7 protein-coding genes are annotated in these 7603 nt (G+C 32.0%); all 7 read right to left on the bottom strand.

Annotated features, from left to right (window positions below; genetic code table 11):
• Positions 1-767 precede the first annotated feature (767 nt).
• On the bottom strand, positions 768-920 hold the full coding sequence (locus HE1_RS08830; RefSeq protein WP_162531209.1) for a hypothetical protein: 153 nt from the start codon (positions 918-920) through the stop codon (positions 768-770).
• 246 nt (positions 921-1166) lie between these two features.
• Positions 1167-1325, bottom strand: a complete 159-nt coding sequence (locus tag HE1_RS08835) for a hypothetical protein (protein WP_162531214.1) — start codon at positions 1323-1325, stop codon at positions 1167-1169.
• A 3-nt stretch (positions 1326-1328) separates the two neighbouring features.
• Positions 1329-1466: a hypothetical protein gene (locus tag HE1_RS08840; RefSeq protein WP_162531215.1), complete on the bottom strand. Its 138-nt coding sequence runs from the start codon at positions 1464-1466 to the stop codon at positions 1329-1331.
• 746 nt (positions 1467-2212) lie between these two features.
• On the bottom strand, positions 2213-5209 hold the full coding sequence (locus tag HE1_RS02915) for a hypothetical protein (protein ID WP_035544540.1): 2997 nt from the start codon (positions 5207-5209) through the stop codon (positions 2213-2215).
• 590 nt (positions 5210-5799) lie between these two features.
• On the bottom strand, positions 5800-6627 hold the full coding sequence (locus HE1_RS02920; RefSeq protein ID WP_052567264.1) for an outer membrane protein assembly factor BamD: 828 nt from the start codon (positions 6625-6627) through the stop codon (positions 5800-5802).
• Positions 6628-6669: 42 nt separating this feature from the next.
• On the bottom strand, positions 6670-6864 hold the full coding sequence (locus HE1_RS08130) for a hypothetical protein (protein WP_206537225.1): 195 nt from the start codon (positions 6862-6864) through the stop codon (positions 6670-6672).
• A 316-nt stretch (positions 6865-7180) separates the two neighbouring features.
• A complete protein-coding gene (locus HE1_RS09625; RefSeq protein ID WP_242837182.1) occupies positions 7181-7336 on the bottom strand; it encodes a hypothetical protein in 156 nt (51 codons plus the stop codon).
• Positions 7337-7603: the final 267 nt, after the last annotated feature.

The raw sequence follows: 7603 nt of genomic DNA on the forward strand, positions 1-7603 counted from the left end.
GGGACGAGCCATATCAATGCCGCTTTCATCAATATATACAAGACTTGGATATGCTATATATTTGATCTATTCTTGATACTGACTTTGACTTCGCTTTTCTTTCTTCCAAGTACGAAAAGTCTTTTTTAAGCTATGGCCTAATCAAATCCCCCCCCTAATTCTTGAGCAGCTTTTTTCAAGGTCATATCTTCGTTTTATTTGACGTAAGCTTCAAGCTTCTCTAAGTCACTCTTTTTTTCTGAGCCTTACGACTTTTAGGAAAATAACTGATTTCTTGTCTGTATTTTCTATACCATTTTCTATGTTACCTTCCTATCGCTGATACACTTATTTTAAATGGTTGCGATGCTTCAATATACCTGTTCCCCTCATCTAAATATTCTATTCCCCTTTTTCTTAAATCGTTGCAGTAGCTCTTTGTTATTTTCCTTTTATTTTAACAAAAAAATCACACCTAATTCAACCTAAATTACTACTATTCATAATTGATGTGAATTAATTAAAAAATGAATTTTCATTAATCTGAAAAAATGGCGTAAAGAGAGTGCTTTTTTTGAAATACTTCCTAAAAGGGGGGGGAGTTTTTTGAATTTAAGGAAGGTATTAAGTACTGATTTTTCGAATTAGCTTTCTTTTAGAAAACATTTTTGATAAATTTACAGCGTATAGGGAGTTTTATTAAAAATTTTATGGACTCTGCGGTATCATACTCCCCCTCACTTTTTTTCAGGTGGTTTAAAAGATCGCTGAAATCAAAGAATAAGAGTTTATCTTTGATCCACCTGAGTCCCCTTGTGTTCTTGTGTAAGGCTTGTTATAAAAGCGTATACAATAGCAACAGCGACAATGGTCATAAGTTTGGAAAGTCTTCCCAAATCTTTCATAGGGGGATTTTCAAGGTTAACCCCTTGCGTTTTCATAGTTCTGAACAGCCGTTCAATATCCCATCTTTGTTTGTTTAGTACCCGGTCTTTATCTTAAGCAAATGACAAGACGCATCTTTAATCTTTTTACCTACGGCCCCCCCTAGGATCATCCAGCATGTTATACAGATGGCGGCTTTCGTCCGTATTTAGGTGAGTAAAAAAATCCTTCAAAGGCTTTTTAGAAGTGCCGAAGTTGGCCAATGGATTATCTTTTATACGGATAAAAAAGGGATCGTGTAGTCACACAAATAAGTCACACAAATAAGTGATCCAATCTTTGCCCACAAATTCGCGATCAGCTGAAAAGGAGAGAATTTTATCGACCCCAAAGATTTCCTGAAATTGGTTTAATAAACTGATGCGTGCTTGGGGGGGCGAATTTTTCTGGTGATCAAGCATGCTCTAAAACAAAGGAAACGTAATCTTTCCAACTTTAACAGCTAGTACGAGGCAATTGATATTCTGCGTTCCAAACTTCCAATTGGTGCCATCGAGCATTAAATGCATTTTAGGAACTTGCTCCCAAATGCTTGATATCAAGGCTTTTGAGAAGAGTCCAGAATCAATTACTTGTCCTTTTAAAAAAACGCCTGACGCGTTTAAGCTTGGATTTTATTGAAGGTGGAGAGTGCATCTTGTGGATCAGCGCAGGATGCTGAACCTTTCGCTGATCGATAAGTACGAAGGTTCATTTGCATTAAACATTGTTGTTTATTTTTAATAAAATAGCCTCTCTTTCGGATCTTTTAAAGACCCTTCAAAAAAAGTGAGGGGGAGTATGGAGCTCATCATAAAAATATTTTTAATACATAAACGAGGTATAAAAAAGATACTAACCCATAGTTTTGGATTATACTGACCAGAATTTTAATAGGATCTCATCATTCGGCTCAGCCTTTGTGGTGAAAAAAATAAATATTTTAAAATAATACTCAACAAATTAACTTCACAATTAATAAAAAACCTAAGATTATAGAGTGCTACTAATTTTACTACTTTCTATTTAAATGAAATACAAAAAAAGAGAAGAAGTAAACTTTTCTTAGATCAGCCTATTAATTTAAACGATGTTCGTTTTCTTCTTCTACCTTATCTATGACAACTACTTCATTAAAACAGTCATTCTATTTTTGTTATTTTTTCTGTTTTAACGCTTAAAAAATTCTGTTTCTTTTGAATAAACATATTTTTCTTTCCTAAAAATTAGTTGTCTCGCATATACTCTACGTCGTATCCCAGTGAAAGCAATTTAGGATCATAATTACGAATCGGACACTCACTGATGTCTAATAAAGCAAGGATGGCGCTTGCTTCCAATTCTTCTCCATTTCTTTTCCCCCATCTAATCCCCCTATAAAAGCGTCTTCGAAAAATTTTTCTAATCTTGCGTAAGGGGATTGCATCGAAAAACGATCTTGGTAAGAAAGTGAAGCAGCGTGAAGCTGAACATATTTTTCATATCCCTTTCTCAGATTTTCTTTAAAAGTCTTACAAGAATTAAAATCCGTGAAACAATTTTCGTAAAGGAAATCTTCACCGTTTAAAATATTTAAGCAAAATTCTGTAATATCTTCCAAAAGTTGTTCTCTTTGTTCTATAGATGCTTGACGATATTCTAAAGAAAATTTTTTGTTGAGTTTTTGTGAAAAAATACAAGATTCCTCTTTATTTTCTATAGAAGAATTTTGAGCAACTTCCATATTCGTATCTTTTGCAAAAACATCGTACGTTAAAAAGCTAGTTAGCTCCTCTAGGACGAAATTCTCTTTTTCTTGCTCTAGGATAAGTGCTTCAAATTTCTTTTTCTGAACAGCATAAGAAAACTCTCTCATCAAAACTTTGTATAATTTTGGAAAATCACAAATAATGAAATTTATTCCATTAATCACACCAAAAGGCCAAAATCGTACATCTTCATAACTAAAATTTAAATAATTTATAAATTCTTGATCTACATCTTCACCAAATTCTGTTGTTAATTTCAGAAAAAACAACATCTCATCCGGTTCAAAATTTTCAAACACTATTCTGATTCGCGATGAAGGGTCTAAAAGATTTTTATAGAAAAAAGAAAATTTTTCTATTCTTTCAGATAATTCTTGATATTCACAAATTTCTAAAATACTTATTAGGTCTTTGTCTGCAATTCTAGTATTTTTTTTAATTATTTCTTTGATCTTATTACTATTGAATTCGTTGGTATCTAAACCAAGATCTAAAAAAATTTCATCGATTTTTTGCTCTTCTTTTCTTAAATCTTGCAATTGTTTGCGTTCAAGGGCTTTTATATTGTTTTTTAAATTCTTCATTTTAAATTTTTTTAAATCTTCTACATTTTTTTGATAATTTTTTAAATCGTAAATCTTCATCAAATACAACAAAAAATCCATTTTATCTTTTTTAAAATTTTTGTTAAAAAATTCCAAAGCGTTTTGCTTGTCGAATAAATTTCCCTCTGAGTTTAATGCATTAAAAAACTTTAAATACTCGCTAAATTTTTTGTATACCCCAAAATCATCTTTGACCTCATCTTTATCTATTTTTTGATCAATAAGATTTTTAAATTTTAAAAATGCTCCCCAATATTCACCACCTAGTACAAGTGGAAGCGTAAGCTTAATTTTTTCCTGTAAATTTTTAGACAAATTTTCAAAAGAAATTCCAGATAAATCCATATATTTCGCAAAAAAATTTAATCCATGGGGACCAGATACAATTTTTTCAAATATCTTTTCTTTTTCGTCCTCAGGAACGGCATTTACCGAACTTACGATAAAATTTAATAATTTATCAGAACAATAAAACAAAATATCGCCTTTATTCCCCACATCTTCTTCAGAAAAAGAAAAAAATTCTTGAGGAGAAAAATAGATTAATAATTTGTTTTTTTCAGGAAGAAACAACATATCAATTATCTTATGCGCAAAAATATCACGAAAATTTTTAAAATCTTTGTCAGCTAACGAATTATTTTTTGCTTTATACGCTTCATAACTATCTACGGCATTGTCTAACGCAGTTCCCAACGCCTTTCCCAACGCTCTTGGATTAAGCAAATACAAAACTTTAAAGACTCGGACAAACGCATCTGGAAGAGCGTTAGGAATTTCAGTATCAAAAATAGTAAAAACAAAATCTAAATTAGCTTTTGCATGATCAAAATTTTCATTCTGGGTATCGCTTAACAAAACAGCAAGAGCAAGGGAAAGCACATCTGGATTACTTTTTTCTAATGAATCGGAAAAAACAGAAGAAAAAAATTCTGAACAATAATTCAAATTAGCACCTAATTTTTTTTGATTTTTTTGCTCTTCCAATTCAGCATTAAAGATAGAGCTTTCCAAAGCCTCCAAAATCATAGCAAAGCATTGAGGGTGCGTTTCTATTTTTTCTAGATCTTCCAATTTTACCATCTTAGAAAAAATTTTTAATGCGTTGAAAGCATAAGTAAAATCAAAAAAAATTCGAAAATTTTCTTCTTCTTCCCTTGTTTCTTCTCCACTCAATAAAATAGATAAAGCTTGAACTAAAAAACTCTCCTCATATCTGCTTAAGTAATTTAGGGAAGAACAAATAAATTCATGATTAATAGGAACTTTATGATAAAAAGTTCGACCAAGAACAGATAACCCTTTACCAAAAATACTCAAAGAAACTTCACTAGGATTTTTAGCAATATATTCTGTTAAATAAGAAAAAGAGTCACTTAAAGCTTCTGGGTAAGCCTGACTAAAAGTTTTTAAGACGTAACCTAAAGCATTTTCGCTAACACTGGTTAAATGAAATAACACGTGAAATAATTTTAAAACATTAGTATTCCTTAACGTTTCTCTTAAATCAGTTTCAGCAAAACTGTTTCGATTTAAAATCTCTGGATTAAGAAAAAAATCATCACACTCCATTGCGGTGTTTACAACGGACTGATTAATAAACTCTACACCAATTTCTGAACTATAAAATAAATCATCGAAGCTTTTTTTAGCATCCGCTGCAGCGCCTGCACTGCACTGATCGCCAAATTCTTTTTCAGATTTTGGACTGCTTAAACAATCGTCAAGATTCTTCATGGCTTTTATAGAAACTTGATTGGCGCACCCTATTTCAGGATCTAAAACTTTTAATTTAATGACCAACGCGCGATCAAAAGCATCTATTTTAGCAGTCAAATCATTCAACTCTATCTTGTCATGAGGGGGAGATCCGTAAACAGCTTGAGTAGTATTTTTGGGAAAAAAACTTCCTAAAATAATTAAAAACGATATTAATAAAATTTTATTTTTCATAAATACAACTTTGACTTATTTGTATTTCTTAGCCCCCTAATTGTACGAAAAACATTATTTGATTGTCAAGAACGATGAGACTTTTAAAAGACTTCCTTTACCAACTCTAACACAAAACATCTTTAGTTAAAAGCTTCCAATTTTGAGTATTCTTTTAGATAATTTTTTTCGCCACCCCATCTAGATGTTCTTTTCTGTCTTCCTTCAGAGCGTTTATGTCCAGATGTATTGGGAGGAGAATTATTACGTATCCTTTTTCATTTGAAATTCTTTGTCCAGCATTTGTAATAGTTAATTGTTATTCTTGCTTCAAAAACCATTCCAAAGTTTTCTCTGACACTCACATAAAAAACAAATACAAAAGATTTTCACTCTTTTTATATTTTTTAAAAATAGTAAAAAATATATTCGGAATTAGTGCGATTTGAAACTCAATTAACTATTTACAACTGTATCAAGCGTCATCAGACTTTAAAATTTTGTGCCTATCCGTTAAGTTTTACAGAATATACCAAGTTCAAAAATTTTTTTAAAAAGTTAAAATTTTTCACGTCCTTCATACGAACGCACATACCTTAATTTTTATAACTTTACCTTCTATATCTTCTTTTAAAATTGCTTTTTGATATTTTTTTAGAGCAACCTTCCGTTTTTTCAGAAGCTAATAGTTCTTTTGCCGTAGAAGTCCAATGATCTCCAGGAAAATTATATTTTAAAAGAGTAAAAGTTTTGTAGGTAAGTCCAGGAAACCCTAAAACAATGTGGCATTCTATTAATCTATACAGCGCTTCAGGAATCAACACACTCTTTGGGTAATTTTTTACGAAAAAAGAAAGTCTCTGAAACGCCGAAATAAACTCTTTTCTCTTCATATAATCCCTTATGATAAGCATTTCTTGGCAAGCCAAATGTTCTTTAATAAAATCCATTTTTACTTCTGCGTCTCTTGCATAATCACTGTAAGGAAAACGTTGACAAATTTCCTGAAACCCTTGAAGCGCCAAAAGAGCATTCTCACTGTCTCGCTCTGGAGAAAGCATATCGGTATAATAACAAAGCGCCCTAAGATAGTGCGCATATTTTGCACTAGGAGACGCCGGATGCAACGATAAAAATGTTTCTAACGTTGCAATAGATTTAAAAAACTCCTGAGCTTTAAAAGAGCAATACGCAGACATAAGCTGCGAGTGAGGCGCCCAAGACGAATAAGGATATTGGCGTTCTATCTCATCAAAATTTACAGACGCCTCCTTGAAATCTTCTTTCTTCAGTTCACTCATAGCCTTTTTATACAATACGTTCAATGGTTTTTGCTGATAAATACGCTCAGAATCCCTACATCCAGAGCAAATCATTAAAAAAACCCAAAGACAAGACAGCGTTTTCCATCTTTTCGTAAATGTTAACAATCCGCTCATCTTTTTCCTCTATTTTTTATAAATCTACTATACATAAATATGTTATTTTCCGTAAGTAATAAAATAATAATTTCTAGGAATCATTCCCAAAATCTGCCATCCCATTTGTTCTAACAAATCAGAATCAATTTCCTGATCGAATAAAGAAATTTTTCGCTCTAGACCTTCTTTTTTCTTTTCTAAAAGCTTGACTTTTTCTCGTTGCTGAATAAGAACTGAGCGTTTTTCTTTCCACACTAAGCACCCCCGCCCGCCGTACATGCTAAAATAGGAAAAGTACATACTCATCCCAAAGAAAAAAAAACTTAACCCCCAGTGCGCTTGCATAACAAATACACCAATAAAACTTTTAATCCTTTTGGAATCTATTACATCAGAAATGAAAAAAAAATTCAAGCCTTCACCGCAAAAAGAAACGTTTATTTCCGTACTAACGCCAATTCCCATTGCTAAATAAGCATACACTGACTATTTTTAAGAAAAGGAGAAGTATATCATAGGTGTATAACAAATAGCTTAAATAAACGGCAGCCTCATCAAAATTGTGAGACCTTCAATCAAAGATAGCATGACGAATTTTCAAAGTTTTATTAACGTGAAGTGCTGCAAAAATAAGCAGTGTTCCCTCCAAAATTTCAAGTGATCGTATGTTTGCAAGGGGGGCGAAATCTTGTAAACAAATGGCGGTGAGGAGCGTTATTTTGTTCAATAGAAAAGGTTTTATCTTTTCCCTGAAAGAGGGGGGCTTGGAATAATTTTATTAAAATCTGCCCAATGATCTGCGCAATAAAATAAAATTTTCCATTTTTTTAATCGTTCAAAAAGTCGTTTGAATTTTGACTCAAGCGATCACCAAATTCCCAATCGATAAGCCGTTTTCCAGCACGATCATAGACTTTAAAAATCCAAGCTTTAAAAATCCAAATTTTTTGCTTCTTTTTTTTAAATATACCCAAATTCATCGACTTCCATGACC

It is taken from the genome of Holospora elegans E1 (assembly GCF_000648275.1).
In the GTDB taxonomy this organism is placed as follows: domain Bacteria; phylum Pseudomonadota; class Alphaproteobacteria; order Holosporales; family Holosporaceae; genus Holospora; species Holospora undulata_A.